The organism is Oceanobacillus sp. FSL K6-3682 (assembly GCF_037976165.1).
Taxonomy (GTDB): domain Bacteria; phylum Bacillota; class Bacilli; order Bacillales; family Amphibacillaceae; genus Oceanobacillus; species Oceanobacillus sojae.
In genome coordinates, this window is sequence record NZ_CP150263.1 from 1,012,569 (window position 1) to 1,037,297 (window position 24,729).

Genomic DNA, 24,729 nt, shown 5'->3' on the forward strand with positions numbered 1-24,729 from the left:
GATAGGGCATGAATTTGGATTTTTCCCAAATCGTGCCTTATATTCCTTTTATACTAGAAGGAATAGGTGCAACATTAAAGTTTGTTAGTGTATCCATTTTGGCAGGGTTTATATTGGGTACTATTTTGGCAATTTTTAAAATAACGGGCTTTTGGCCGTTGAAGGCAATTGCAGATGTATATACATCTATTTTTCGCGGTACACCGCTTATTTTGCAATTAATGATTATATACTTAGCAATCCCCCAATTAACTGGCTATGATATATCGGCATTTTTATCCGCTGTATTAGCATTCGGCTTGAACTCAGCCGCGTATGTATCTGAAATTATCCGTGCCGGTATTATGGCAGTGGATAAAGGACAGACCGAAGCAGCCAAAGCGTTAGGTGTTCCTTATCGTTCCATGATGCTAAATATTATTTTACCGCAGGCATTTAAAAATATTCTTCCTGCACTCATGAATGAATTTATTACATTAACAAAAGAGTCGGCATTAGTTTCTACTATTGGCTATCTGGATTTAATGCGCCGTGCACAAATTGCCGGAGCCGATTTATATAGAAACTTCGAACCGCTCTTTTTCGCAGGAGTAATTTATTGGGTGATGGTTACCATACTAACTTTGGCTGGAAGGTATGTTGAACGGAGGATGAGACAGAGTGATTAAAGCAGATAATATAACAAAGGTATTTGGTAAGAATGAAGTGTTAAAAGGTATCAGTACAACAGTTGGAAAAGGTGAGGTTGTGACAATTATCGGCCCTTCCGGATCTGGAAAATCAACCTTTCTGCGCTGTCTTAATCTATTGGAAGAGCCAACCTCTGGACAAATTTATATAAATGATGAGGAAATTATTTCTCCAAGGGTTAACAAAATGGAAATAAGAAAAAATATTGGAATGGTATTCCAGCATTTTCATCTTTTTCCCCATATGACTGCTTTGGAGAACGTAATGTATGCACCACAAAAAGTAAAGGGTTTATCGAAAAAAGAAGCGGAGCAGATTGGGAAAAACCTGCTGGCAAGGGTAGGTATGACCGATAAAGAAAAAGCATACCCCAATCGACTGTCTGGCGGACAGAAGCAGCGTGTTGCCATCGCCAGAGCACTCGCAATGGAACCGGAAATTATGCTTTTTGATGAACCAACTTCCGCACTTGATCCGGAAATGGTAAAAGAGGTACTCGACGTTATGAAAGGCTTGACGGAGACAGGCATGACGATGGTAATTGTTACGCATGAAATGAATTTTGCAAAGGAAGTTGCAGATAAGGTACTCTTTTTAGATGATGGTGTATTGCTGGAAGAAACGGAGCCAAATACATTCTTCACTAATCCAAGCACCGAACGGGCCCAAAGCTTTTTGGAAAAAGTACTCTAAAGATAAAAGGGCGGAAGATAGATTGAACATGGTTTAAACTAAGTCATGTTCTTAATATATCCTCTGCGCTTTTATTGCTTATCCATCTAGAAGTGCTTCCACATCCTTCTCTATTATATCCGGGTTCTTTTGCGGACCAAATCGTTTTACAACTTGTCCATCTTTATCAATAAGAAACTTTGTAAAATTCCATTTAATTTGTTCGCCAAGTATACCTTTTTGCTCGCTTGTTAAAAAAGCAAAAAGAGGATGTGCATTTTTTCCTTTTACATTCACTTTAGAAAACATTTGAAAGGAAACCCCATAATTCTGTTTGCAAAACTGGTTAATCTCTTCATCCGCTCCAGGATCCTGATGTCCAAATTGATTGCATGGAAAGCCAAGCACTTCAAAGCTCTGATCTTTATATTGGTCATACAATTTCTGCAGTCCGTTAAATTGAGGAGTAAAGCCGCATTTACTGGCTGTGTTTACGATGAGCAGCACATCCCCCTTATAATCTGACAGCGGCTTCTCTTCACCCTCAATTGTTTTTGCTGAAAAATCGTATATACTTGTCATATTACTCCTCCTTAAAAAAATGATAAGATGTAAATGCATCTAAAAGTGTGTGTTCAAAAAGTCCGATGAATAGGACCAAGAAACTCCCGTCAACGCAGAAACTCGCCGTGTCATTTTTATTAGACTTTTTGAACATCCTCTAAAAGAATAGCTCTATCTGATTTAATTGTATCATAGCAAGAAAGGACGTTTACCTGTGACAGAAATTGTAAAATATCTCCCATTAAATGGGGAAGATAAAAATACTTATTTACGCTACCTCACTACTACTGATTTACCCGAAATTATAGAGCTGCAAACGGCAGTTTATGAAGCATTGGAGGATAAAAACAGACTTGAGCCCTTAGACGAGGACGAGTTCCTTACAATATTAGAGGGAGATTCGCTGATGGTCGGCATTTTTCATCAGGAGAAGCTGGTTGCATTTCGGGCTTTTCTAAATCCGGCTGCAGATGAAGAGGGGCTGGGAAAAGATATCGGGCTGACAGAAGAAGATTATGCACAAATTATCTATTCGGAGATTTCTAATGTACATCCTGATTTTCGGGGGAATCGATTGCAGACAAGAATGGGAAAATTTATTATGGAGCAGTTGGATTCAACTGCATATCGCTATGTTTTAGCTACAGTTGCCCCGGGAAATATTCCGAGTATGAAAGATAAATTTGCTCTGGGAATGCGGATTTATAAAATGAAGGAAAAGTATGGCGGGAAGCTGCGTTATATTTATTGTAATGATTTACAATTGCACAACGTTGGTGATGGAGAACATAGAGAAATAAAAATGAACGATATTACTGGTCAAGCAAATCTTATGAAGGAAGGGTATATCGGTACTGGAATGAAAAACAAGGATAATGAATGGCTGATTATTTATCAAAAATAATAAACAGGCTGGAGAATCTCCAGCCTGTTTTCGATTATATATTTATTTAAACAGTTGTTGTTTCCGGAAGTGTTTCGCCAATAGCTGCTAAACGCTCTTTAACTTCTTCTGTAGATAAATTATGCTCTTTTACATAAAGATTACGTGGGCTGATACGGCATTCATGTGTGCATCCGCGTAAATATTTATGTTCATTCTCTTCAGAAGCGAGAATTTGATTATTACATTCGGGATTTGCACAGTTTATATAACGTTCACAAGGTTCCCCGTCAAAGTAATCTTTTCCGACAATAACATGCTCTTTGCGGTTAACAGGAACGCTGATACGTTCATCAAATACATATAGCTGTCCATCCCATAATTCGCCCTGAACTTCAGGATCTTTTCCATAGGTAACGATACCGCCATGTAATTGGCTTACGTCCTCAAAGCCTTCATCCTTGAGCCAGCCGCTAAATTTCTCACAGCGAATGCCTCCTGTGCAATACGTTACAATTTTTTTATCTTCAAGCATTTCTTTATTTTCCTGTACCCAATCCGGCAATTCACGGAAGGTTTGAATGTCTGGACGGATTGCTCCGCGGAAATGGCCCAAATCAAATTCGTAATCATTGCGGGCATCCAATACCACTGTATTTTCGTCCTTTAATGCTTCATAGAATTCTTTTGGCTCTAAGTACTTACCAGTAGTTTCCAATGGGTTAATATCATCCTCTAAACGAAGCGTAACTAATTCACCTCTTGGGCGTACATGCATTTTTTTGAAAGCATGTTTATCATGAGCGTCCACCTTGAATACCATATCTTCAAAGCGGGGATCAGCATGCATATGCTCCATATAGGCATTTGTCTGCTCAATAGTACCTGAAACTGTTCCGTTAATACCTTCCTCAGCTACCAGAATACGCCCCTTCAGCCCAAGTTCTTTACAGTACTTAAGGTGCTCTGCAGCGAATGTTTCAGGATCCTCAATGTGTACATAATTGTAATAAAGTAAAACCTGATAATCTTGTTTTGTTTCCATTTGGTATACCACCTGTTCATTTTGTATTTGCAAGATACACAAATGAGTCTGGTTTTGTTTATTCATTTTTCGTCTTGCAATTTTTTATTTTAGCATGTTTCTCTGCTTGATTCCAGTCCATAACAATGAAATATGTCCACCATTATTTAGAAGCCCTTGGACTCGAGCATAGTCAATCCAGTCCTGCCCTCCATAAAATGAAGTATCTATGATGGAAGGAGGAAAAAACAATGAGTGAATCATCTAAAAAAGCAACGATGCCGGATAAACTGGTTGAGGTAATGGTGGACAGTGTTTTTCGTAAAAATGGTATAAAGCCGGAAGAGGTCAAAAATAACCTTTCTGAAAAGCAGCGCGAAATGCTGAAGGAAATGGTTACGGATTTAAAACAGCAAGTGGAGGAGTTTCAGCAAAAAAGGAATGAATCTAAAACGGAAGAGTAGTGATTTTGAAAATGTGGAGAAAATCAATTATTTCTTCACATTTTTATGTGGCAGTAAAAACACCATGATGCTATTCCTATTCTTATAGATTAGAGATGAAAAGAAATTTTCTCTTTACAAGGCTTCTTTTATTGCATATTCCCTAAATTTGGACTAGGTGATTTTGTTATTTTCCGTGTTCTTTGTGCGGGTGTACAGGAAGTATAGTTATCAATACCATAAATTATTTTAGTACTTTTAGAAAGGAGTGTTAATTGATGTCTGTCTACAGAAGTAAAACAGAAGGAACAAATCGTTTTCATGAAGATTTATATGGAGACGATTATGCGTGTCAGCCTAAAGAAACAGACTGCGATACAAATAATTACCAATCTGCACCGACTTATTTTGAAAATTCCTTTAGCCCGAATTTTGGTGAGGCAAGTGTTGTTCAAACTGGAGATGAATATTCGTATATGGAGCAGGAGTCTGCGGAGGTTATCTGGGTAAAAGAATCATGCAATATCACAGTGAGCTCAACAGACACTCAGATCAGTGCTTCTCTGCAAGCTGCTTTGCAATTAGCTATTTCCATTGTTATTCGTTTATCTATTGCTGGCTCTGCAGATGAAGAAGCAGTCGAACAAGAATTAATGCAAACAATCAGTTCCAGTCAAGTAAATAAACAAAAAATATTTATCTATAATACAAAAGATGCAACTGTTACAACAACGGACACTGATATTTCGGTAAATATTCAGCTGCTTTTACAAATACTCATTGCTTTGGTAATCATGATTGATATTCTGTAATCTCAATATGGTATAGAAAGGAGTGTAAGATAAAATGATGCACAAAAAAGAGTGGAGAGCCTTAGACTACTGTGATGACGACCGTAATAATCAAGCAGATGTAGAGCAGGATGCGAAACAAAAGAACGTAACGAAGCAGTCCTCCGAGGAATGGATTATTATTAAAGATTCCGAGGGAGTTACAGTAACAACGACTGATACACAAGCAGCCATCAGCTTACAGGTAGGTATTGAAGTAGCTATTGCTCTAGTCCTCAGTATTTCATTAGGTGATTCGGATAAGGCAAAGGCTGTATTCCAGGATTTAGAACAAGTGATGAAAACGAAACAAAGCAACCGTCAAAAAACTATTGTCGAAAAATCGAAAAATGTTAATATAACAACAACAGATACAGATATTGCAATTAATATTCAGCTATTAATTCAATTGCTTGTAGCGATTGTAGTAAGTCTGGATATTTTATAAGAATTCTTGGAGTAATCACAATAGAAAAAATTATATTACTTTACCTGGACTCCCTTTATATATATAAAGGGAGTTTAATTTGCCATAATGGAAATGGCTATAAGACTCCCGCTGAATAAAGCTTCCCTTTAACTTATAATTACGTATTTTTCCCCTTTATAAACAGGTGAATAATATCTTATTACTATTTATGGTAATTATAAAAAATTATGGATTTTATTAAAGCAGTAGCTGCAGTTTTATGAAAACGCTTCTTCCATTGAAAAACGTCGAATTTTGTTTGATAATACTCACCGATATTGACTTGCATTTTTTTATGAAAGGGGTTAAAATAATACTTGCAAAAGGTAATTGGAGTTACAAGAATACTTTACGATCTCTTTTCCAAGACGGTGTAAAAGTATTTAGGTTTCAATGACTTTGCATATCTTGTATAAGGAGGTCATGATAATGACTGGTAAAGTAAAATGGTTTAATGCAGAAAAAGGTTTTGGTTTCATCGAGCGTGAAGACGGAGACGACGTATTTGTACACTTCTCTGCAATTCAAGCTGAAGGATTCAAAACTCTTGAAGAAGGTCAAGATGTTGAATTCGAAATCGTTGAAGGCAACCGTGGCCCACAAGCTGCTAACGTTGTTCGTCTGTAATTCGAATATGAGTAATATAAAAAGCTAGGGTGACCTGGTTAAAAAACCCCGAATGTCTTGAGAGGCATTCGGGGTTTTTTAATGTTGAAAATAAGCTTGCTTATAATGTCAGCTCTGCTTCATGCGCAAGCAATTTAATCAAGGCCTGTGTTCCGCTGTCAGCTTCACCCATATCAGCTAATTCTTTATAGAGCTTTAATGATAGTTCCAGCCCGGGCGCAGGCATTCCCATAGTATGGGCAGATTCTAAGGCGATTTCCATATCCTTGATAAAATGCTTCACATAAAATCCGGGCTCATAATCCTGTTCCAGCATTCTTTTACCCAGATTAGACAGAGAAAAGCTGGCGGCAGCTCCCGAGGAAATAGTTGCTAGTACTTCTTCCGCATTTAATCCTGCTTTCTTTGCATATATAATTGATTCACAAACTCCGATCATATTGGTAGCAATAGCAATTTGATTTGCCATTTTCGTATGCTGACCTGCTCCGGCAGGTCCGAGTAAATGAATTCTTTCACCTAAAACGCGAAATATCGGAGCAATTTCATCATAAGCTTTTTTATCTCCACCGGCCATGATTGCCAATGTACCATTTTTTGCACCGATATCTCCGCCGGAGACTGGCGCGTCTAAAGCAGCCAGCCCTTCTTTTTTTGCTGCTTCATAAATTTCAATTGCCAAGCTGGGCTTAGAGGTTGTCATATCAATAACATAAGTATTTTTTTTCGCATTTTTTAAAATGCCGTTATCACCAAAATAGACTTTTTCTACATCTGCAGGATAACCAACCATCGTAATAATTACATTACTTGCTTTTGCTAAGCTTGCTGGATCATCGTGCCAGTTTGCACCAATTTCTAACAGTTCTTCCGCTTTCGATTTCGTCCTTGTGTAAACATTCAGGCTATAGCCGGCATCCATTAAATTTTTTACCATGCTTTTCCCCATAACACCTAAACCAATAAAGCCAATTGTTGCAGTTGATGCAGTGATCATTATATCCATCTCCTTTATATAGATGCTTTACCTTGAGTTTGTCACGAAAATTTGCGAAACGCAACTATTTTCAGTTAATATGATTTCAGAATTTTACATAAAAATATTCTCGTTTAACTTGGCAACGATTGCCTTGCATTGAATCATGCAGGATACATATAGTATAAAATGATTTCACAATAAAACAGTAGTTGCTTATGAATGTATAAAGGGGGAGGAGAACAATGACGATTAATATAAATCAGCTGAAGAAGCGTATTCTTGCAAGGCAGGAAGAATTAATCGAAAAAATAAATCAAGAGACAGAGGCAATATATGAATTCAGTCAAGAAGTATCAGGTGAATTATCTAATTACGATAATCATCCCGCTGATACTGGGACTGAGCTCTTTGACAAAGAGAGGGACAGTGCTTTACGAAGGCTTGCAGAATCAGAGCTGGAAGAGATAAACAATTCTCTGCACGCTATGGAGGAAGGAACGTATGGTATCTGTAAGATGTGTGGAGGAAATATTGATCCAGAGCGCTTAGAAGCTTTGCCGACTGCTGATTGCTGTGCGGAGCATGCGGAGAAACCAGCATATCATGGAGATACACCACCCAAAGAGGTATTTAAAGGCAGGGATGATGGTGGAGAAAATAGCTGGGAAGACGTCAAGCAGTATGGAACATCCAGTTCTTCGATAGAGTATGCAGGGAATTTCAATGAATTTGGAGATGAAGAAGAAAGGGAAATTGATGTAGAGGACTTTCTAGCGGCAGATATTGAGGGGAAGTATACAGGTGTGATGCCTAATCATGAGGCATATGAACAGAGAATTGACGATGAAGAATAAGGCAAAAAGTGCTGGAAAACCAACTGGGTTAGATAGCGAACCAAAAACTGCTCCTCAATTTGTATAGTAGAGGAGCAGTTTTTGGTTCACAAAAGATAAAAAAATAAATGATTGCTACTAATAAAAGCAATTTAGAAAAATGGGAAGGAGCTCATCACACCATCAAATATAGCAAAAAATAACGTTTGCAGTAGGAGATAATAGCCTGAAATAAGCTGTATTAAGTAAACAACCATAAGTGCGTATATCTTATCAATTTCTCTTGGAAGAGACTCCATTAATACATAAGCCGGTATAATTAAAATTGGTGCAAGCATAGCCAAAAGCATGACATAAACCATGAAGTCCAGTCCGATAACAGCGAAAAAATACCCTGCAAGAAAAAGCACTGAATAAGGAAAAAGATAGCCGCCTGTTTTTGCAGTTGTACTAAAGAAATTGTCCTGGCTCCCCATAAGCTTTCCTGTGCCGAAAATTACTGCGACAGATATAATAAAGAATAGTAAGAATTTAAGAAAAGGCACCAAAAAAGATTCCACAAACGGTGGTGATGAGGAAGAAATTTCATTAAGTGTAATGTACAATATGATAGTATATAAAAGGGCTGTTAATACAATTGTTATTGCTCCGGAAATCCAGCTTTGTTCTGTAAGGCTTCTTGCTTGCCCGGGGGACTTCAGCTGATTAAGCGCGAACCGGCCAAATCCGCCTGATGCCTTTTTAACTGCTTCTCCAAAGTCATTCATTGTGTAAGGCGTTGTTTCTGGCTGCTGCTGTTGAGCAGTTTGACCAGCTGTTTCTGCAGTTGGCGCTGCCTGTTCTTGACTGGGCTGTGCGTTTGCAGCTTCATATGTCTGTTGTGCCTGAACAGGCTCATTCGCCGGTTTGACAGCTTCTACAGGTTCAGCGGGTTCACTTGGCGTGGTTTCCTGCTGGCTTAAAGGCTGCCCGCATTTCGTACAAAACTTTCCTTCCTCCGTTTCTTGATTACATGATGGACAAATCAAAAAATCACTTCCTTTCAAAATAATTCGACAAGATAAGATAAATCCTGCTTTAATTGTTAATTATATATGAACTTTAGGAGGAAAGGTAGGGGTTATTGGATTGATTTTCTTATTAAAGACGATGTTAAAATAGACTTTTTTGAAGAATAAGAAAGAATATAAAAATGCTGAAGAATAGCCACTCCAACGGTTTTCATGGGATAAATAATCGCAAACTCAGAAATATACTACGCTTTCCGTAGGCCCCGAGCTTATCTCCTCGAAAAAAAAGAAGAGCACTTTTTTCTGTGGAGGCATGCAGGACGTATGTCAGTTCGGTGCCTGAGACAGGACGTCGCGAACTTAACCGAACTTTCTTTTCTGTGTTCTGCGCTTACTCGTCCCATCAGAAAGCGACTTCCCGTAGCGGACATCTCCTTGGTAAGAACACCATCGTTTTAAAGACCAAGTGACTTTCTAGGCTTTTCTTACATAATTCTCTATTCAGCGTATCCTATGCGCGGAAACCAATATTATTCTGAAAAAATGATGCTTTAAAAAAGCGGCATGCAGAGCTCTGATTTGCTCCTGCATGCCGCTTCTAATATTTCTTTAAATATCTGTTACGCTTCTTATTCTAACTTTGCATTAAGATTCATTTGTTTGAAGCTCATCCATTTTTAACGTAATGGAATGTACTTCACCATCACGTATAAATTCGATTTCTACATGCTCACCAGCCTGTCCTTGAGCATAAAGCTCTTTTCTGAGATCAATTATAGATTTGACAGGATTTCCATTGATTTTGGTAATGACGTCAAATTGTTGCAGATTAGCATTATCTGCTGGAGAATTTGGCTGTACATTAGCAACAACCATGCCGCCTTCTACATCTTCAGGAAGCTGAATTTCCTGCTGATATTCTGCCGGTACTTGACTTAATGGTGCAGTAGAAATACCAATCAACGGACGGGAAACCTCACCATCTGTTTCGAGTTTTTCAATGATTGGGAGAGCTTCGTCAATTGGAATGGCAAAGCCAATACCTTCTACTTGACTTTGAGCAATTTTCATAGAGTTTATTCCAATAACATCACCGTTTGAATTAACTAATGCTCCACCGCTGTTACCCGGGTTAATTGCTGCGTCTGTTTGCAGAACTTCAGTTACCCAGTCAGCAGCACCGTCTCCATTTGTATCTACCTCTACAGAACGATTTAATCCACTGATTATACCTTTTGTTACACTATTATTAAAGTCCATTCCAAGAGGGTTTCCAATAGCAAGTACTGTTTCTCCCACTTGTGCATCTTCACTGGATCCTAAATTGGCTACCGTATCTACATATTCACCATCAATTTCAAGAACTGCTAAGTCTGTTAAAGCATCAGTTCCTAGCACTGTTGCATCAACCTGATGCTCTTCATCCAGAGCCACTTGGACTTGCTCAGCACCTTCTACAACGTGGTTATTCGTGATAACGTAAGCTTTTCCATCCTCTTTTTTATAAATGATTCCAGAGCCGGTTCCAGCTTCCTGGCTGCCTTCCCACAGGTTTTGCTGCTGCATATTGATGACTCCAACCACTGCTTTTGATACCTCAGAGACATCAGCGGATACATCAGCATCATCAGAAGCCAGGGTAGGGATGACTGAATCCGATGACTGTTCGGATGCTGCGCTTTGTTCTCCTGTCGGGTTTATCGTATCACCAGAAGCTGACAACAATTGATTTCCCAGGAGCATGATAACAAGTATGGCAGAAACAATTCCTCCAAGTGCTCCGCTAAAAAAACCGCGGACCCAACCTTTAGAAGTTTTTGGTCTTTTTGATTTTTTTTCTGATGAAGCAATATATGTTGTTTGCTGTTCATTTGTCGAATCTTGCTCTGATCTATTTTCTTCAATTGTCGATGCTTCATCATCCGGATGAGTATCTTTATTTTCTATCCCACCCGGTACGTGTTCATTTTTTTCATTTTGATAATCATTATTACTCATTGTAAAGCACCTCCAAGTTATTTGATTTATCTTTATTATAGTGGGTATCGTGGGAAATCCTTTGGTATAATTGTGTAAAAACTGTGTAATCTTGAACTTGATTTGTCATTGGAAGTATATTCATGTAAAAATAGATAGTGTAAAATGAAATTTTATGAAATTTATGCGTTTTTTCAAACTATAACTATATCCAGTATGCAGGCCTTATTTGCAGGAAAAGAACTTCCAGTTTATATTGTATTTGAAGAGGTGAAGAACATATGTCATACCATATCGGTTTGATAGAAGATGATAAAAACATACAAGATATTGTCGTTGCTTATTTGAAAAAAGAAGGATACCAGGTAACCGTATTAGATAATGCAGAAGATGGCTGGACATTATGGGAAAACAACCCTCCTGATATGTGGGTATTAGATATTATGCTCCCGGGGATGGATGGTTATGAATTTTGCAAAAAGATCAGGAATGAAAGTGATGTTCCAATTATTATTATTTCAGCTAAAGATGAAGAAATTGATAAAATCCTGGGCTTAGAGCTCGGAGGCGATGACTATTTAACAAAGCCGTTTAGCCCTAGAGAATTAATTGCCCGTATTAAAAGGCTGTTCAAACGGGTCCAGCCAAAGTCTATCATGGATAAGGAAGCTGATGACCGTGTCAAGGTGGACCAGCTCCTTGTTTATAAGAATGAGCGCAGGGTATTTTTTGAAGGGATAGAGTATGAAACAACTGCTAAGGAATATGATATGCTGCTTCTTTTAGCAGAGAATCCCAACCGTGCTTTTTCCCGTGAGGAATTACTGGTAAAGGTATGGGGTGATGATTATTTTGGCAGTGACCGGGCTGTGGATGATCTAATGAAACGAATCCGTAAAAAGATGGAGAATATTCCTCTTGAGACAGTATGGGGATTCGGCTATCGTCTGAGAAAAGATGAGGAAGCATAGCAATGAAATTACAATCACAATTAAATGCTGCTTTTACAGCATTGCTTCTTGTAATCATGACAGCTGCAGGCTTAGTTATTTATTCGCTTGTTTTAGATGTATTAATTCAAGATGAGCAGCGCCAGCTTGCAGAGACGGGAGAATTATTGATTAATTTTCTTTCAGAATATGATGATGCAAGTGAGTACCGGAATATCAATGACTTTTTACAGGATCAGGATTTACAGCTGTTCTTGTATGACCGGAATTTAGATACGGTTTTATTTTCTACCATGTCAATTTCTGTAGTAAATGAATTTTTCGATGAAAATAACTTTGAAGATAATGAAGAAACATTGTGGCAGCATGGAAATGACCGTTTCGTAACACAAAGAATTATATTTTCCCCGGAGCAATCGGGGCTGGAATTAATCTTATTAACGCCGATCAATGATTTAAGAGCTGTACAGCAAAACTTTTTCTTCCGGCTAGCATGGGTATTTTTAATCGGAGCATTAGCCGCAGTTATTTTAAGCTATTTTATGACGAATAAACTGGTTACGCCATTGTCCCTGCTGAAAAAAGAGCTGAAAAAGGTGGAAAATCGGCAATTTGATCAAATGAAACGAATTCGGGCAAGCGGTGAGATAAAAGAAGTAGAGCAGACTGTCTACGATATGGCACAGACACTGGAGCAATATATGAAATCACAGCAAACCTTCTTCCAAAATGCGAGTCATGAGCTGAAAACCCCCTTGATGACGATTCAAGGCTATGCAGAAGGAATTCGTGACGGTATTTTTGATGAGGAGGATGCAGAAAAAGGCTTAGATGTTATGGTAACGGAGGTCAGTCGGCTGAAGAAAATTATTAATGAGATGATTCTGCTTGCTAAATTAGATTCTCAGCCTGATGTATACGAAGAAACAGAAATTGACGTGCAGACTTTCGTTGATGGAATTTTGAGTAAAGCATTGCCAATCGTCAATGAAAATAAACTGAAGCTTCAGCAGAAGGTGGACGGTTCGATTACGGTCTATGCTGACGAAGAAAAACTTTTGCGAGCTGTTACAAATGTGGTATTTAATGCTATTAGATATGCTCATGAAGAGGTATCTATCCATGTGTATAAGAAAAAGAATTACATCTTCTTTGATATTGAGGACGACGGAAAAGGAGTTTCCGAAGAAGATATGGATAAAATCTTCCATCGATTTATCAAAGGAAAAGGCGGAGAGACTGGATTGGGTCTTGCTATTGCCCGGGCAATTATTGAACAGTCAAATGGAAAAATATACGCTGGAAAATCCAAAAAATTAGGCGGGGCAAAATTTACTATGTGCCTCCCTGTACCTAATAAAACTAAAGGAAATAAAAAATTAAAGTCGTAAAGAATTAAGAAAAGACTTCTTTCTATGCCTAATCACCAGGCGGGAAAGAAGTCTTTTCTATAAAATTATTCAACAGGGAAAAGTTCAAGAATTTGCTTTTTCTTTTTGCCATTTCCTCAAATTATAAAGAATTTCAATAGCAAAAAGAATAATGAAAAAAGCTATAATCATTGTACTATACATTGTTGAAAAGCTTGATAGGAAAAAGATAATGAGTAGTCCAATAACTATAACAGGAATAGACCATAAATTTCTTTTTAATCTGCGTCGATAGCTTAGCCGGTAATAGTTAAATACAAATCCATGGTCTTTTTTTTCTAAGTTTTTACTGGAAAGAAACATGATAAAAGAGACAACTGCTGCAGCAGCTCCGGGTATCAGTATATCTTTCCACATAGAAACCACCCTTTAGTATTTATTATTTGAATTATAACACAGGGTAATGCTGTCATAATAATTAATAGGAAACGGACACATATTAAAATAAAAAAATAATTTTACATTATTCTTCAAAATATGATATAATAAATTGGTTTTACATTCGATATGTTAGAGGAGCGTACTATTTATGCAATTAAGAAATGATATTCGTAATATCGCAATTATTGCACACGTTGACCACGGGAAAACAACATTAGTGGATCAGCTATTAAAATATTCTGGGACTTTTCGGGAAAATGAGCACGTAGATGAGCGTGCGATGGACTCTGGAGATATAGAACGTGAGCGCGGGATTACAATCCTGGCTAAAAATACAGCTGTGAAATATGGAGATTCGACAATTAATATCCTTGATACACCGGGTCACGCCGACTTTGGCGGTGAGGTTGAGCGTATTATGAAAATGGTTGACGGTGTTGCCTTAGTCGTTGATGCTTATGAAGGAACTATGCCGCAGACGCGTTTTGTATTGAAAAAAGCTTTAGAACAAAAATTAACGCCAATTGTGGTATTAAATAAAGTAGACAGACCTAATGCACGGCCAGAAGAAGTTATTGATGAAGTATTGGATTTATTTATTGAACTGGGAGCGGATGATAACCAATTAGAATTCCCGGTTGTATATGCTTCTGCATTAAACGGAACGTCTGGTTTAGAGCCGGAAGATCAGCAGGAAACAATGGATCCAGTGTTTAAAACTATTTTGGACCATATCCCGGCTCCAATTGATACTAGAGAAGAACCATTACAATTTCAAGTAACTTTATTGGACTATAATGATTATGTGGGACGTATCGGTGTTGGCCGTGTTGTCCGTGGAACTATTAAAGTAGGACAGCAGGTTGTCGTTTTAAAAGAAGACGGATCACAGAAATCCTTCCGTGTTTCCAAACTATTTGGTTTTATCGGGTTAAAACGGATTGAAATTCAAGAAGCAGTAGCAGGAGATATCGTGGCACTTTCAGGTATGGAAGACTTGAATGTCGGTGAAACAGTTTGTCCGGCAGATCATCCAGATCCACTTCCTTGGCTGCGTATTGATGAGCCGACACTGCAAATGACATTTGTCGTAAACAACAGTCCGTTTGCAGGAAAAGAAGGAAAATATATTACTTCCCGCAGAATTGAAGAGCGTTTGTTAAAACAATTAGAAACCGATGTAAGCTTACGTGTTGATCCAACAAGCTCACCAGATGCCTGGACTGTATCAGGACGCGGAGAACTGCATCTATCTATTCTTATTGAAAACATGCGTCGCGAGGGCTATGAGCTCCAATTGTCTAAACCGGAAGTAATTATTAAAGAGATTGACGGTGTTAAGTGTGAGCCGATGGAGCGTGTGCAAGTGGATGTTCCGGAAGAATACACAGGAGCCGTGATGGAATCTCTGGGAGAACGTAAAGGCGAAATGCTTGATATGTCTAACCAGGGTAATGGACAGGTTCGTATCGAGTTCAAAGTGCCGTCTCGCGGACTTTTAGGATATACAACAGAATTTATGTCACAAACACGCGGTTATGGAATCATTAACCATACGTTTGAAGCATTTGAGCCTGTTATTAAAGGACAGGTTGGCGGACGCCGCGAGGGTGTGCTTGTAGCACTTGAAAATGGAAAAGCTTCTACTTATGGAATTATGAATTTAGAAGATCGTGGGGTTATCTTTATCACTCCAGGTACGGAAGTTTATGCCGGTATGATTGTCGGAGAACACAACCGTGAAAATGACTTAACCGTTAATATCACGAAAGAAAAGCACTTAACTAACGTGCGGTCAGCAACGAAAGACCAGACATCAACAATCCGTAAAACAAGAGATATGTCTCTTGAAGAAGCATTACAATATTTAAGTGATGACGAGTATTGTGAAGTTACACCAGAATCTATTCGTCTTCGCAAAAAAATCTTAAATAAAAATGAACGTGAAAAAGCAGCTAAGAAAAAATAAGCAAAAAGCCGTGCAAATCTCTAACATAAGATTTGCACGGCTTTTTTTATGGATAAAAAACTAGATAGGTTTTCAAAGCATGCTGAATGTGCGTTACATAATAGCTAAGAAAATAGGGACGAGAAAAGAAACAAACACTGCGCTGATCGTCATCGATAAAACACTGATAGCACCCTCTATTTTTCCGTTTTCTAGTGCTTTTGCGGTACCAATGGCGTGGGAAGCAGTTCCGAAACTGAGTCCTCTGGCAATGGGATGCTGGATACGGCAAATTTTCAAAATAACAGGTCCAAACATTGCCCCGCTGACACCAGCTATCATGACGAAAACTGCTGCCAGTGAAACATTCCCTCCTGCTGTATCTGTAATACTGATGGCAATCGGAGCAGTTACAGATTTAGCTGCAACAGATTGGATCAGCCAGCTTTCAAATCCAAAGAGCTTTGCTCCCGCTATTCCGGTAAGAACGCCGGTCAGAGAACCGGCAAATATACCGATACTTATTGCCCCTGCGTATTTTTTTATTAAATGAATCTCCCTATATAAAGGAACTGCCAGAGAAACAACGATTGGACCAAGAAAAATATCTATCCACTGACCGCCAATCATAAAGGTTTCATAAGGAATTCCTGTTAAAATTAAAAAGATGACAATACTGGCTGTTGACAGAAAAATCGGCATCGTAAACGGACTGGGCTTCATACTGTACATCTTCTTTGAAAATTGATAAAGGATAAACGCACCTGCAATAGTAGCTATCCCGGTAAAGAAGCTACTCATAGGATTTCACCTCTTTTTTTAATAGGAAGTTCGTTATTGTTCCACTGACACCGATAACAAAGAAGGTACTTATGACAACTAATAAAATTATAAGACTGCCTTTTCCATAGAAAAAGCTTAAGTATTGAACAACTCCAACCGTAACCGGGATAAAGAAAAAGGGAATATCTTTTAAAAGAAAATCAACTCCAGTTTGAACCCACACTAAAGGAAGGATTTTTAAAAACAGCAGACAAAAAAGCAGCAGCATGCCAATCAGGCTGCCGGGAATGCTGAGAGAGAAGTATCCTTGAATAAGCTGACCAATAAAATTAAAAAGAAATAATACACTAATTTGCAAAATCATTATGAAATACTTCACAATAAACCTCCGTTGTTATTTTACATTTTCAAACCGGCAAAATAAAGCTGCTTAAAAAAGAAACGATACTAATCATTTTATTATAAAACCTGGTATTGTAAAAGAGAGTAAGTCATTTCATTGCATAAAAAACAGCTCGACATTTAAAAAAACTTGTCGAGCTTGTTTTAATTTATTTTTAAAGATTAATCAACCATATTACTTTTCTTAGTTTTTACATATGCTTTATGAACACGAGGTGCAATCCATGGCCGGAATGTATATCCTAACAGAATGAAGATAGCCGGGAAGATGGCGAGTATCAGGAATCTGTTAAATACAACAGACCATACAATTCCTCCGGTTGCTTCCCTGAGAATGTCGATAGCATACGTGAAAGGAAGGAACGGGTGAATTGCCTGGAAAAACTCCGGCGCTACCTGAATAGGAAACATTCCTCCACCTCCTGATAATTGCAGAATCATAAAGATTATCGCAATCGCCTTTCCGACGTTTCCAAATAAGGAAACCATCGTGTAGACAATAATCATAAATGCCAGCGCAATCAGAACACTAAAGAGTGTAAAGAAAGCTGGGTGTGCCATATAAGCATCCAGTATAAAGATATTACCAAGTGAAACAATCACTGCCTGTAAAACAGCCACTATTAAGAATAGAGCCATCCTGCCGAGATAAATATCTCTTAAGCTGAATTCCTCTCTATTTTTATCCTTCAGTTCTGTTGTAACCAGGTTACAAAGTAATAATGCACCAACCCAGAGTGCAAGTACGGTATAAAATGGTGTATTGGCAGAACCATAGTTTGGAATGGGGAAGAGTTTTTCTTCATCCAGCTGTACCGGACGTGAGAAATACTCTGTTTCATCGCTTAAATCATTTTGCAGTGCAGAAATCAATTCTTCAATAATTTGATCATCTTCCATCTGCTTGATCCGGTCATAGGCATTTTGAATATCTTCTTTGTAGCCCGGCCAATCATTGCGGATGAAATCTGCCATTTCAGCAATTGCTTCCTGAGCCTCTGGTAAATTATCTTGAACAAGTGAATTTAAATTTTTATACTGCTCAATTAAATCATCCATATCATTGGTAACAAATCCAGCTAGATTATTTACTTCATCCTCTAAATGCGGCATATCATTTTGGAAAAATGAACTTGCCATATCCACGCCATTTTTAAAGTCGGGGAAGTATTGATTTACGGTATCAGATACATCGCTGAACTGCTCTTCATAGTATGGTAAATTTTCATTTAAAAGATTTAAATAATACTGTGAATCATTAATTATGGTTGAAGCCTGAGATAAATAATCAGAAGCTAAGGCTGTATAATTCAAAGCAGCATCTAATTTTGAATCTGCATCATTTAATTTGTTTTCCAAAGTAGTGAACGCATTGTTCATAAAGGGATTCAATGTATCCTCGTTAAAGGATTGCAATGATTCTAAATTAGTTATCGCATTGTCTTTCATATCTTCTAATTGATTAAGGTCAAAATCATTATTACCCAGAAAATCAATTAACTCATTTAAGTTGGAACCTTTATTTTCAAGCGCATCTTGAATCTTTTCTAATTCCTCTTTGTTTTCAGGAGCCTCGAGTAATGCAAGTGAGTCCTGTGTACTTGTAACGGAAGATTGAAGACCTTTGATACTTTCTTGAACAGCTTTAATCTGTTCATTTGCATATTCCTCCGTCTCCGGATTTTCCTTCATGGCAATTAATGTAGGCAATGCACGGATATTACTTATTGCCAGGTCGATATTTTGATCTAACACGGTTGAAATTTCATCAAAGGCTTTGACAGTATCTTCATGAAGATCATTGATTACATTATCAATTTCCTCATCACGCTGCTGTGTATCCTCTGCAGTATCTTCCGTCTCTTCACCATCCTGCTGCATATCTTCTCCAGAATTGTCATTGCCTTCTTCATTGTTTGATGTGCCTGGGACAAACTCAGCATTTGCTAAATCTTCTTTAGTATTATTGAATGAAGCCTGATAATTGGCTATTGCCTCATTTAAATTATTTATATCCTCCTCTGTAAAATTATCTTCTTCTAATTTTGTAAGCATGTCATCTAGACCGGCAGATAGTTCGCTTCCCTGCTCTCTTGCAGCATCTGCAGAGCTGCCTAATTTTTCAATAGATTCATTTGGCTCTATAGAATTAGAATCACGAAGCTCCTCTAGAATATTCTCAATTGTATTTTGAGAATCACCGACGGAATCCTTTACGTTATTTACAAAGTCTGGTGTAACAGATCCTTCTGTACCAAAATCAAAAGAAGGAAGATCATTAATTATCTTTTCAGCGTCGTTTATTTGATTGTTAATAAGCTCTGCAACATCGTCTTTTGCCTGCTCTGCTTCATCTAATGTATCCTGAGCCTGGTCCACCTGATCCTGATAGTCGTGAATCTGATTATTAATTTCTGGAATACGTGCTTGCACGTTCGATAACGTATCACCGGCAGTAATACTCGCTGCATAGGCATCCTGCAGTCCCTGATTAATTTCAGGGAAGTATTGCTGAATAGAGCTGATTCGAGTTAGCGCATTTTCGATATCAGGCATTGCTTGATTTAACTCAACAACAGCACTTCCCATCCGATTTATATCATCCAAGTGGGATTGAGCAGTCAGAATTTGATCTCCGCCTTCTCTAATGTTTGACTCATACTCTCCAAGACTCTCCAGTTTATCAGCATAGCCCTGAATATTATCATGGTCATCGTCTAACTCGACAATAAGATCGCCGGCTTTATCAATATCTTCAATATGGTCATGAAGATTATACACAGCGTTTTTAATTTTTTGCAGCGTAGGCAGATTTTGTTCAAGCTCAATTCCTGCATTATTAAATTCTTCCAGCAATGTTTTTGCCGTAGTCTGCACAAATTCATCATTAATGGTTTCTGTGATTTGCGTTGCTCCGGCACTGGTCATTTTAGGAGCGATTGCATTGACTTTTTCATTCACCTTATATTGAACGATCGCACTCCGTGGTTCGTCATTAAGTATACTGACTACATCTTCGGAGAAGCTCTCAGGGATATGGATGGTTGCAAAATATTCCCCTTTATAAACCTTTTCGTCTGCTTCTTCAATGGAATCACCGAATTGCCATCCTAATGAATCATTCTCTTTTAAGTTTTCTACCAGTTCGTCTCCCATATTTATAGATCGGCCCTCTACTTCTGTGCCGGCATCGTCACTGACTACGCCAATTTTGATTCCTTGTGTATTGGAGTATGGATCCCAGGATGCTTTTATATTAAACCAAGCATAAAAAGAAGGGAGGATCGCTAATCCGATAATCAAAATAAGAACAGAAGGTACACGAATGATGTTTTTCATATCTTGTTTTGTAATTTTAAAAGCTTTTTTCAAAAAAATTCTCCTCTTTTCTCAAACAAAAATATAGCAACGTTTTTAATAGACCGAGTAATCGCAGGTCTCAACGTTTTTAATAGACCGAGTAATCGCAGGTCTCAACGTTTTTAATAGACCGAGTAATCGCAGGTCTCAACGTTTTTAATAGACCGAGTAATCGCAGGTCTCAACGTTTTTAATAGACCGAGTAATCGCAGGTCTCAACGTTTTTAATAGACCGAGTAATCGCAGGTCTCATTATTTAATGATTAATCAAGAAATAGCTGTGTACAGTTCAGGGTGCCCGAAAACTGTCGCAATTTATTTTTTATGTTCAACTTTTCCTAAAAGTATGGTATCATAAATATAAATGAATGACAATCAGTCAGTTTTAATTTTTTTAAAAGGTGGCGTCGAAATGGCTAAAACGGCGAATAAAAAAGAACTTATTCTGGAAAGTGCTTATGATATTTTTAAAGAAAAAGGCCTGGAGGATACTCGTGTATCTCAGATTGTTAAGAATGCAGGAATTGCTCAAGGTACTTTCTATCTATACTATAATAGTAAAATGGATGTCCTTCCTGATCTAGCCCAGCAAATCATTTCTAATTATACACAATACCTTACAGAGCATGGAGATGTAAAGGCGGGGTTGGATATTAATTTACGATTAGCTATAGATCGTATTTTTGAAGTGAATCAAGAGGATAGAACGATTCCTTCTATTGTTTATGCAGGTATTACAAGAAGCGGAGATGTAGATAAATGGAAGGTTATCTATCGTCCTTTATACGATCTCATTGCTGACTATCTTGAAGCTGCGAAAGAAAATGGGGAGATTCGGGAAGATATCAATTCCAGCTATTACAGTGAATTTGTTATTTCGTTAATTGAATCTACAGCAAGAGGCTTAATTTTATTCCAGCATACTTCAGAGGAAGTGGAAAAATATAAAGAAGAATTATCATCCTTTATATTAAATGCTGTATCCTGGGCGCCGGTGAAAGTAGTTTGAAAGAAAAGACTTCGATTCTATGAGATTAGAATCGAAGTCTTTTTAATAATTATTGAAATATATAGGTGATTGAATTATCAGCTTAATAATACTTCCTTTTCCGCTTCCAACTGAAGTATCTTATTTATTTTCTTATTTAAATCAGCAAATAAGTCAGGATGCTCTGATAAAGAAATACCATAGGATGGAATCATTTCTTTAATTTTCGGCTCCCATTTTTTAAAGTGATGCGGGAAGCAGCGCTGCAGAACATCAAGCATTACATCAACAGAAACAGAAGCACCAGGTGAGGCTCCAAGTAAAGCTGCGATGGATCCGTCTTCTGCAGTAATTACCTCCGTACCGAATTGAAGCGTTCCTTTTCCGCTTGTTTCTGTATCTTTAATGACCTGTACACGCTGGCCGGCTACAATAATATCCCATTCTCCCTGTTTAGCATTAGGGATGAACTCACGCAAATCCTCCATACGTTTTTCATCAGAGAGAAGTACTTGCTGAATAAGATATTTTGTAAGTGCCATCTCTTTTGCTCCAGCTGCAAGCATAGTTGTTACATTGTTAGGCTTAATTGATCCAAACAAATCAAAGTTTGAGCCGGTTTTTAAAAACTTAGGAGAAAAGCCTGCGAAAGGTCCAAATAATAAGGAACGCTTGCCGTTGATAAATCGTGTATCTAAATGGGGCACTGACATTGGCGGAGCTCCAACCTTAGCTTTGCCATAAACCTTAGCGTGATGCTGCTCTGCAACCTCCGGATTATTACAAACCATAAATAATCCGCTCACCGGGAAGCCGCCAATATGCTTCGATTCCGGAATATTTGTTTTTTGCAATAATGGAAGGCTGCCGCCGCCTGCTCCAATAAATACAAATTTTGCTTTGTGATAAGAAACTTTCCCATTGAATAGATTTTTAACCTTTACTTTCCACAAATTATCCTTTGTGCGTCCGATGGATTCTACTTCATGTTTAAAGTAAAGCCGTGTACCCTGTTCTTCTAATTGATTAAACAGCTTACGTGTCAGGCTTCCAAAGTTAATATCTGTCCCCGACTCAATTTTTGAAGCAGCGATAGGTTCACTTTTACTGCGGCCCTCCATCATAAGAGGAATCCATTCTTTTAAGGTTTCTTCATTATCCGTTATTTCCATACCCTCAAATAACGGGTTTTCTACAAGGGCTTCCACACGTTTCTTTAGAAATTCCACATCTTTTTCACCTTCTACAAAGCTTAAATGTGGCACGTTTTGGATGAAATCACTTGGATTATCTAAAATACCCTGCTTAACCAGATAAGACCAGTATTGCTTTGATAATTGGAACTGTTCATTTATTTTTACTGCTTTTGTAATATCGAGTGACCCGTCTGCCTGTTCAGGTGTATAGTTCATCTCGCATAGAGCGGAATGACCCGTCCCGGCATTATTCCATGCATCAGAACTTTCCTGTGCTGTCTGGCCAAGCTTTTCAAAAACATTAATCTGCCATTCAGGCTGTAGTGTTTTTAATAAGGAACCAATCGTGGCACTCATGATTCCACCGCCGATTAAAATGACATCTGTTTGATTCGTATCTTTCCTCATCATTGTCACAAACCTTCCTAATCTAAAATTCTTGTATGTATACTCTTACAAAATAGAATTCTCTAAAAATAATACTTCAGTTATCATTGAATAAATATTTACCCACATTAATTCATTATACTCCTTTTTGATAAAAGAAAAAAGATGTTTGAAGTAATCGAATGGTTATAAGTATAAGAGGAGGGTTAAAAAGCTGCTGTCTCTGCGTGTGTATATTGTGTTTATTTAAAGAGAGCCGGACCTGAATTATCTATCTTGCATCAGGTCCGGCTCTCTTTAAGTTATTTTCTACGAGTGTTTCCGATAAAGAGGGAGTGTACAGCATCTGAAGGATCCACCAGATTTGATAATTTCAGAGAAAGGAACTTCTATAATGTGGTAACCAAGCTTTTTCAATTTATTATTAACCCGTTTATTTTCAGGAAGGCTAATCACTTTTTTGTCACCAATAGATAGTATGTTGGGCGCCATGCTGAATTGCTCCTCTTTCGTTACTTCAACCAATGTATATTGTTCTGTTAATATCTGGTAGGCACTCTCGCTCATTCCATCTGGGTAAATCAGCGCGTGTTTATCCTCCAGAATATTAAATACACAATCCAAATGAAGAATATCTGCCCGTAATGGAACAGCTGTAATCTGTAGATGAGGAAACTGCTCACGGAGATAGTCAATAGCTGTTTGCTTTGTACGTTGACTTAAACCGACCCAAATCTGATTGTTATCAATAATCACATCTCCGCCTTCTATACTTGTGTTTATAAAAGAAGTATAGTCTAATTGCTCTTCATACAGCCAATTTTTAAGAAGTTTTGATTCCTCCTTACGAATATCCCGATCCATGTTAGCTGCGAATAATCTATCATGGAGTGTAAAACCAATATCTCTTGTAAAGACTTGCTCATTTAAGTCAGGCTTTGTTGGGAGGGGGATCACTTCTGCCCCGTGATTCTCCAATGTTTCTATAAAAAATTGATGCTGCTTCGTTGCTCTTTTTATATTAATATTTTCTTTTGCATAATAGGATTGTGTTTCATTAATAACTGTAGTGATTTTCATATAATCTGGTGGAGCAACAATTACTTGCTGTAATGGGTCATATTCATTTTGACAGTGAATCGTATATTTTTCTTTCATATCTTTTATCATGTGTACTTTGAACCCCCAATTCTGCTTTAGGAAACTCTCTCCGTTAATTCATTATATTTATTATTTTAACATGATGCAACGGTCTTGATGGGGCGAGTAATCGCAGTCCCAACGCATTTCATGGGGCGAGTAATCGCAGCCCCCAACGATTTTGATAGGCGGGTAACCAACCCCGGTCTTCCGAAAAGACTCCTTGAAATAAAGTCTTACTTTATTATTACGCACTTTTTAAAATAAATCCATTTATCTTACAGTATGATGGGAGTGCCAGATGTACAGATAGGCAGAGAGATAATATACTTAAATGATAAAAACTTGTATGCTTTGCTTAAACGAAATTTAATGTACTTGGGATGGATAGCTGGTTAGCAGCTTAGCAGGACTGGAATAAACTAGTGGACATGGAAAAATCTCCTCGCCGGCAAAATGGGTAGCGGGGAGATTTTTATATTTCTTTCTTTTTCTTTTTAGAAGCTTTTTCATTTGGGATGTACTTCGAATAGTGTACTGCAAAAATAAGACAAACCAATGCGAGTCCCCACGCAAGAATACCGCTCCAATAGATTTGTAATTTAGCCCCAATGTAGATAATAAGGATACTTACTGCAAATAGGATTACTGTTAAATAGCGTTTCATGCTTCTGCCCCCTAAAAAATCGAACACAGTAATACATATGATAATATATGATGATTATTTCGTATTATTTCTTTTCAAGTTTTAATATATACAAAT

General features: G+C 37.8%; 24 protein-coding genes. 12 read left to right on the top strand and 12 right to left on the bottom strand.

Features of this window, described 5'->3' with window-relative positions; genetic code table 11:
* Positions 1–8: 8 nt before the first annotated feature.
* Positions 9–668, top strand: a complete 660-nt coding sequence (locus MHH51_RS05180; RefSeq protein WP_147211191.1) for an amino acid ABC transporter permease — start codon at positions 9–11, stop codon at positions 666–668.
* Positions 661–1,383: an amino acid ABC transporter ATP-binding protein gene (locus tag MHH51_RS05185; RefSeq protein WP_339284852.1), complete on the top strand. Its 723-nt coding sequence runs from the start codon at positions 661–663 to the stop codon at positions 1,381–1,383. Before MHH51_RS05180 ends, MHH51_RS05185 begins: the two co-directional genes overlap by 8 nt.
* A gap of 78 nt (positions 1,384–1,461) precedes the next feature.
* Here MHH51_RS05185 and MHH51_RS05190 read toward each other — a convergent pair whose 3' ends face one another.
* Positions 1,462–1,944, bottom strand: a complete 483-nt coding sequence (locus tag MHH51_RS05190; protein ID WP_147211187.1) for a glutathione peroxidase — start codon at positions 1,942–1,944, stop codon at positions 1,462–1,464.
* A gap of 196 nt (positions 1,945–2,140) precedes the next feature.
* Here MHH51_RS05190 and MHH51_RS05195 point away from each other — a divergent pair, with 196 nt between their 5' ends.
* Complete coding sequence (locus MHH51_RS05195) at positions 2,141–2,830, top strand: hypothetical protein (RefSeq protein WP_339284854.1); 690 nt, start codon at positions 2,141–2,143, stop codon at positions 2,828–2,830.
* A 46-nt stretch (positions 2,831–2,876) separates the two neighbouring features.
* Here the strand turns inward: MHH51_RS05195 and MHH51_RS05200 are convergent, their stop codons facing one another.
* Entirely contained in the window at positions 2,877–3,854 is a 978-nt protein-coding gene (locus MHH51_RS05200; RefSeq protein WP_156985650.1) for a rhodanese-related sulfurtransferase, read from the bottom strand.
* Positions 3,855–4,084: 230 nt separating this feature from the next.
* On the opposite strand from MHH51_RS05200, the gene MHH51_RS05205 reads away from it, so the two are divergent.
* The 4 genes from MHH51_RS05205 (at position 4,085) to MHH51_RS05220 (ending at position 6,202) form a co-directional block, all read left to right on the top strand.
* Positions 4,085–4,297, top strand: coding sequence for a spore coat protein (locus MHH51_RS05205; protein WP_147211184.1), 213 nt, complete (start codon positions 4,085–4,087; stop codon positions 4,295–4,297).
* A 257-nt stretch (positions 4,298–4,554) separates the two neighbouring features.
* On the top strand, positions 4,555–5,088 hold the full coding sequence (locus tag MHH51_RS05210) for a spore coat protein (RefSeq protein WP_147211183.1): 534 nt from the start codon (positions 4,555–4,557) through the stop codon (positions 5,086–5,088).
* A gap of 34 nt (positions 5,089–5,122) precedes the next feature.
* The gene (locus MHH51_RS05215) at positions 5,123–5,554 is read left to right on the top strand and encodes a spore coat protein (RefSeq protein ID WP_147211182.1); all 432 of its coding nucleotides are present in this window, start codon (positions 5,123–5,125) and stop codon (positions 5,552–5,554) included.
* A 447-nt stretch (positions 5,555–6,001) separates the two neighbouring features.
* Entirely contained in the window at positions 6,002–6,202 is a 201-nt protein-coding gene (locus MHH51_RS05220) for a cold-shock protein (RefSeq protein ID WP_198048619.1), read from the top strand.
* A gap of 100 nt (positions 6,203–6,302) precedes the next feature.
* Here the strand turns inward: MHH51_RS05220 and MHH51_RS05225 are convergent, their stop codons facing one another.
* Positions 6,303–7,199 carry an NAD(P)-dependent oxidoreductase gene (locus tag MHH51_RS05225; RefSeq protein ID WP_339284857.1) on the bottom strand — a complete coding sequence of 299 codons (897 nt, stop codon included), beginning with the start codon at positions 7,197–7,199 and terminating at the stop codon, positions 6,303–6,305.
* Positions 7,200–7,423: 224 nt separating this feature from the next.
* Here MHH51_RS05225 and MHH51_RS05230 point away from each other — a divergent pair, with 224 nt between their 5' ends.
* Positions 7,424–8,035, top strand: a complete 612-nt coding sequence (locus MHH51_RS05230; protein WP_147211179.1) for a TraR/DksA C4-type zinc finger protein — start codon at positions 7,424–7,426, stop codon at positions 8,033–8,035.
* Positions 8,036–8,166: 131 nt separating this feature from the next.
* On the opposite strand, the gene MHH51_RS05235 is transcribed toward MHH51_RS05230, so the two are convergent.
* Entirely contained in the window at positions 8,167–9,042 is an 876-nt protein-coding gene (locus MHH51_RS05235; RefSeq protein WP_339284859.1) for a hypothetical protein, read from the bottom strand.
* Between the two features lie 627 nt (positions 9,043–9,669).
* Entirely contained in the window at positions 9,670–11,022 is a 1,353-nt protein-coding gene (locus MHH51_RS05240; protein WP_147211176.1) for a trypsin-like peptidase domain-containing protein, read from the bottom strand.
* A 260-nt stretch (positions 11,023–11,282) separates the two neighbouring features.
* Here MHH51_RS05240 and MHH51_RS05245 point away from each other — a divergent pair, with 260 nt between their 5' ends.
* Together MHH51_RS05245 and MHH51_RS05250 are read left to right on the top strand one after the other, a co-directional pair.
* The gene (locus MHH51_RS05245) at positions 11,283–11,972 is read left to right on the top strand and encodes a response regulator transcription factor (RefSeq protein WP_147211175.1); all 690 of its coding nucleotides are present in this window, start codon (positions 11,283–11,285) and stop codon (positions 11,970–11,972) included.
* 2 nt (positions 11,973–11,974) lie between these two features.
* Positions 11,975–13,342: a HAMP domain-containing sensor histidine kinase gene (locus MHH51_RS05250; protein WP_147211173.1), complete on the top strand. Its 1,368-nt coding sequence runs from the start codon at positions 11,975–11,977 to the stop codon at positions 13,340–13,342.
* 84 nt (positions 13,343–13,426) lie between these two features.
* Here the strand turns inward: MHH51_RS05250 and MHH51_RS05255 are convergent, their stop codons facing one another.
* Positions 13,427–13,738 (bottom strand): hypothetical protein, encoded by a 312-nt coding sequence (locus MHH51_RS05255; RefSeq protein WP_339284862.1) that lies wholly within the window; start codon positions 13,736–13,738, stop codon positions 13,427–13,429.
* A 172-nt stretch (positions 13,739–13,910) separates the two neighbouring features.
* Between MHH51_RS05255 and typA the strand changes: the two genes are divergently transcribed.
* Entirely contained in the window at positions 13,911–15,731 is a 1,821-nt protein-coding gene (gene typA / locus MHH51_RS05260) for a translational GTPase TypA (protein WP_147211171.1), read from the top strand.
* A gap of 93 nt (positions 15,732–15,824) precedes the next feature.
* Here the strand turns inward: typA and MHH51_RS05265 are convergent, their stop codons facing one another.
* From MHH51_RS05265 to MHH51_RS05275, 3 genes are all read right to left on the bottom strand, one after another.
* Entirely contained in the window at positions 15,825–16,511 is a 687-nt protein-coding gene (locus MHH51_RS05265; protein ID WP_147211169.1) for an LrgB family protein, read from the bottom strand.
* Positions 16,504–16,872: a CidA/LrgA family holin-like protein gene (locus tag MHH51_RS05270; RefSeq protein ID WP_147211168.1), complete on the bottom strand. Its 369-nt coding sequence runs from the start codon at positions 16,870–16,872 to the stop codon at positions 16,504–16,506. Before MHH51_RS05270 ends, MHH51_RS05265 begins: the two co-directional genes overlap by 8 nt.
* A gap of 185 nt (positions 16,873–17,057) precedes the next feature.
* Positions 17,058–20,267 (bottom strand): YhgE/Pip domain-containing protein, encoded by a 3,210-nt coding sequence (locus tag MHH51_RS05275; protein ID WP_339284865.1) that lies wholly within the window; start codon positions 20,265–20,267, stop codon positions 17,058–17,060.
* Between the two features lie 400 nt (positions 20,268–20,667).
* Between MHH51_RS05275 and MHH51_RS05280 the strand changes: the two genes are divergently transcribed.
* Positions 20,668–21,264, top strand: a complete 597-nt coding sequence (locus MHH51_RS05280; RefSeq protein ID WP_186813670.1) for a TetR family transcriptional regulator — start codon at positions 20,668–20,670, stop codon at positions 21,262–21,264.
* A gap of 77 nt (positions 21,265–21,341) precedes the next feature.
* Here the strand turns inward: MHH51_RS05280 and mqo are convergent, their stop codons facing one another.
* From mqo to MHH51_RS05295, 3 genes are all read right to left on the bottom strand, one after another.
* Entirely contained in the window at positions 21,342–22,847 is a 1,506-nt protein-coding gene (gene mqo, locus MHH51_RS05285; protein ID WP_147211283.1) for a malate dehydrogenase (quinone), read from the bottom strand.
* 288 nt (positions 22,848–23,135) lie between these two features.
* The gene (locus MHH51_RS05290) at positions 23,136–23,996 is read right to left on the bottom strand and encodes an arginine deiminase family protein (RefSeq protein ID WP_246145174.1); all 861 of its coding nucleotides are present in this window, start codon (positions 23,994–23,996) and stop codon (positions 23,136–23,138) included.
* Positions 23,997–24,441: 445 nt separating this feature from the next.
* A complete protein-coding gene (locus MHH51_RS05295) occupies positions 24,442–24,633 on the bottom strand; it encodes a hypothetical protein (protein WP_147211162.1) in 192 nt (63 codons plus the stop codon).
* Positions 24,634–24,729 lie beyond the last annotated feature (96 nt).

Excerpts from the sequence above, each read along its gene's own strand:
- MHH51_RS05180 (WP_147211191.1), top strand. The coding sequence starts at position 9 with ATGAATTTGGATTTTTCCCAAATCGTGCCTTATATTCCTTTTATACTA.
- MHH51_RS05190 (WP_147211187.1), bottom strand. The coding sequence starts at position 1,944 with ATGACAAGTATATACGATTTTTCAGCAAAAACAATTGAGGGTGAAGAG.
- MHH51_RS05200 (WP_156985650.1), bottom strand. The coding sequence starts at position 3,854 with ATGGAAACAAAACAAGATTATCAGGTTTTACTTTATTACAATTATGTA.
- MHH51_RS05205 (WP_147211184.1), top strand. The coding sequence starts at position 4,085 with ATGAGTGAATCATCTAAAAAAGCAACGATGCCGGATAAACTGGTTGAG.
- MHH51_RS05210 (WP_147211183.1), top strand. The coding sequence starts at position 4,555 with ATGTCTGTCTACAGAAGTAAAACAGAAGGAACAAATCGTTTTCATGAA.
- MHH51_RS05215 (WP_147211182.1), top strand. The coding sequence starts at position 5,123 with ATGATGCACAAAAAAGAGTGGAGAGCCTTAGACTACTGTGATGACGAC.
- MHH51_RS05225 (WP_339284857.1), bottom strand. The coding sequence starts at position 7,199 with ATGATCACTGCATCAACTGCAACAATTGGCTTTATTGGTTTAGGTGTT.
- MHH51_RS05230 (WP_147211179.1), top strand. The coding sequence starts at position 7,424 with ATGACGATTAATATAAATCAGCTGAAGAAGCGTATTCTTGCAAGGCAG.
- MHH51_RS05240 (WP_147211176.1), bottom strand. The coding sequence starts at position 11,022 with ATGAGTAATAATGATTATCAAAATGAAAAAAATGAACACGTACCGGGT.
- MHH51_RS05245 (WP_147211175.1), top strand. The coding sequence starts at position 11,283 with ATGTCATACCATATCGGTTTGATAGAAGATGATAAAAACATACAAGAT.
- MHH51_RS05250 (WP_147211173.1), top strand. The coding sequence starts at position 11,975 with ATGAAATTACAATCACAATTAAATGCTGCTTTTACAGCATTGCTTCTT.
- MHH51_RS05255 (WP_339284862.1), bottom strand. The coding sequence starts at position 13,738 with ATGTGGAAAGATATACTGATACCCGGAGCTGCTGCAGCAGTTGTCTCT.
- typA (WP_147211171.1), top strand. The coding sequence starts at position 13,911 with ATGCAATTAAGAAATGATATTCGTAATATCGCAATTATTGCACACGTT.
- MHH51_RS05265 (WP_147211169.1), bottom strand. The coding sequence starts at position 16,511 with ATGAGTAGCTTCTTTACCGGGATAGCTACTATTGCAGGTGCGTTTATC.
- MHH51_RS05280 (WP_186813670.1), top strand. The coding sequence starts at position 20,668 with ATGGCTAAAACGGCGAATAAAAAAGAACTTATTCTGGAAAGTGCTTAT.
- mqo (WP_147211283.1), bottom strand. The coding sequence starts at position 22,847 with ATGAGGAAAGATACGAATCAAACAGATGTCATTTTAATCGGCGGTGGA.
- MHH51_RS05290 (WP_246145174.1), bottom strand. The coding sequence starts at position 23,996 with ATGATAAAAGATATGAAAGAAAAATATACGATTCACTGTCAAAATGAA.
- MHH51_RS05295 (WP_147211162.1), bottom strand. The coding sequence starts at position 24,633 with ATGAAACGCTATTTAACAGTAATCCTATTTGCAGTAAGTATCCTTATT.